Raw genomic sequence first — 2,114 nt, 5'->3', positions numbered from 1 at the left:
CCATTATATGCTACATGTCGTTTCTCAATCCGTTCTTCAATTTCTTTCATATTCTCTTTATTAGTTAGTAGGGATTGTTTATTTTCTATTAATAATTGTTTAAAGGATTTTCTCACTTTTTTTCGCATGTTTATTTTCCTCCTTTGGGGATGGTTTATATAAAAGATAACTTGAAACTTTAATCAATGAGAGGATTTACCCTCACTAATTATTAGCCTACATCAATCGGGCTTTTACAGGGAGTTACTCTTCCATCATCACTCTTTATTCAGCTATAATACTGAGATAGAAGTCCTATCTCCCGTTAATGCGGGATAAGGATTTATCTGTGTGTCCTTATAATAGTTGATTGTTGTGAATTCCATTTGAACTTCATATGAAAATTCCGTTTATTTTCTGACAACTTTGTGAACAAAAAAAGAAAGGTTAATCAAAAATATATTTGATCTACCTTTCCATACCCTTTAAAGCATATTAATCAATATTTCAGGTCTTCCCCAATTCATTTCGTCGCAAACGAATCGTAGTTTTTCTTCGTTCATTGTGTGTAACCCTTCTTCTAACGAACATGAAATTGGAACTTCACAATGAATTTGCGCTAATTGTAAAGAGATATTTAAATTCTCTAAATCACTTTCAATTTTTGTGCGCTGCGCTTTCGTTAATGATGCTATATTTTCTAGCACTGCCGATACTGTCCCGTATTCTTGAATCAGCTTATACGCTGTTTTTTCACCAATACCTTTTACACCCGGATAATTATCACTTGTATCTCCCATGAAAGCTTTCGCATGAACAATTTGCCAAGGTTCTACACCTTTCTCTTCCATGATTTTTTCCGGTGTGTAATACTCGTAATTTCCAATTCCTTTACGAAGAAGCATAACTGTAACATTCGTATCAACAAGTTGAAGTAAATCTGTATCACCTGTCAAAATATAAACTTCCGCTTCATTGCAATATTGTTTTGCAAGCGTACCGATACAATCATCCGCTTCATAACCTTTCATACCGATTACAGGCATAGATAATTTCGCAGTCATTTCTTGCACTAAATCAAATTGCGGAATTAATTCTTCCGGCGGTGCTGCACGATTTGCTTTATAATTCGAGAAAGATTCCGTTCTAAATGTCGTACTTCCCATATCCCAGCACGTTACAATGTGCGTTGGTTCGATTGCTTGTGTTGCTGTTAATAAATGCTTCATATAACCATGAATCCCATTCGTCGGGGTACCATCTTGTCGTTTCATAAATTGTCCATATACACTTGTTGCGTAAAAAGCACGAAATAATAGTGCCATACCATCAACTAATAATACTTTTTTCATAATTCCTCTCCTACTAACAAAAAATAATAACCTCACGTTATCACGTAAGGTTATATATAGATTACCATTCTACGTTTTTGTTCAACTTTGTCTATTATACATTGTTTTTGTATATTTAGCATCATTAACACATTAAGACATTCTACCGCAGCAAGTATGAAGTATTCCTGAATACGTATTTTTACCTGTCGAAACAACTACAGCCTTTGCATTTCCGTCAACAATATACGTACCTTTGAAACATACATTTTCAAGTTCAAGTGGATTATAGTCTTTCATCCGTTTTAATGGAATAAATCGTTTACGTTCAAGATGATAGCAACTTTCAAATTTCTCAATACTAGCATCATTTCCTGTCAGCATAGATTCATTTACTAATAAATCATTTGCATAAATAATACGTACATCTGCTGGCACTGTATCGCCCTCTGCAAGAAAAATCATATCTCCAGGTACAAGCTCTTGTACTGGTAATTCCATCATTTTTAGTTCACTGTTTAGCCCTGTTACGCTACAGCCAGCTACTCTAGAAACAGTAACTGTTTCACATTGTAAGTCATCACCCATATTTTGTTTTGAAAGACCTGGGATCATTCCACTTAGCTTCATCATTACTTCCGCAATACGCGCTCTTTTTGAAGTTAATTCATTTCGGCCGTATACTTGAATACGCTTTTGTGCCTCTTTCATAGATAGTCCGTCTCTTGTTGTTTTAAAATACGCAAATACAGATTTTACATCTCTTGTTGCGATTTCAATTAATAAATCTTTATTTTTTTGAAG

The 2,114-nt window shown here is 34.3% G+C and carries 3 protein-coding genes; all 3 read right to left on the bottom strand.

Annotated features, from left to right (window positions below; all coding sequences use genetic code 11):
• Positions 1 to 128 (bottom strand): FbpB family small basic protein (locus tag AB3X49_RS21890; RefSeq protein WP_367964720.1); only part of this gene is annotated, 128 nt, incomplete at its 3' end.
• A 336-nt stretch (positions 129 to 464) separates the two neighbouring features.
• A complete protein-coding gene (locus tag AB3X49_RS21885; RefSeq protein ID WP_002117805.1) occupies positions 465 to 1,331 on the bottom strand; it encodes a 5'-3' exonuclease in 867 nt (288 codons plus the stop codon).
• A gap of 132 nt (positions 1,332 to 1,463) precedes the next feature.
• Positions 1,464 to 2,114, bottom strand: a 651-nt coding sequence (locus tag AB3X49_RS21880) for a P-type ATPase actuator domain-containing protein (RefSeq protein ID WP_367964718.1), incomplete at its 5' end; no start/stop codon positions are given.

It is taken from the genome of Bacillus sp. C30 (assembly GCF_040838255.1).
GTDB lineage: Bacteria > Bacillota > Bacilli > Bacillales > Bacillaceae_G > Bacillus_A > Bacillus_A mycoides.
The sequence above is the reverse complement of the archived record's forward strand: the minus strand, read 5'-3'. Positions and strand labels throughout refer to the sequence as shown.

What these genes read in the sequence shown, in the direction of transcription:
- AB3X49_RS21885 (WP_002117805.1), bottom strand. Translation starts at nt 1,331, where the DNA reads ATGAAAAAAGTATTATTAGTTGATGGTATGGCACTATTATTTCGTGCT.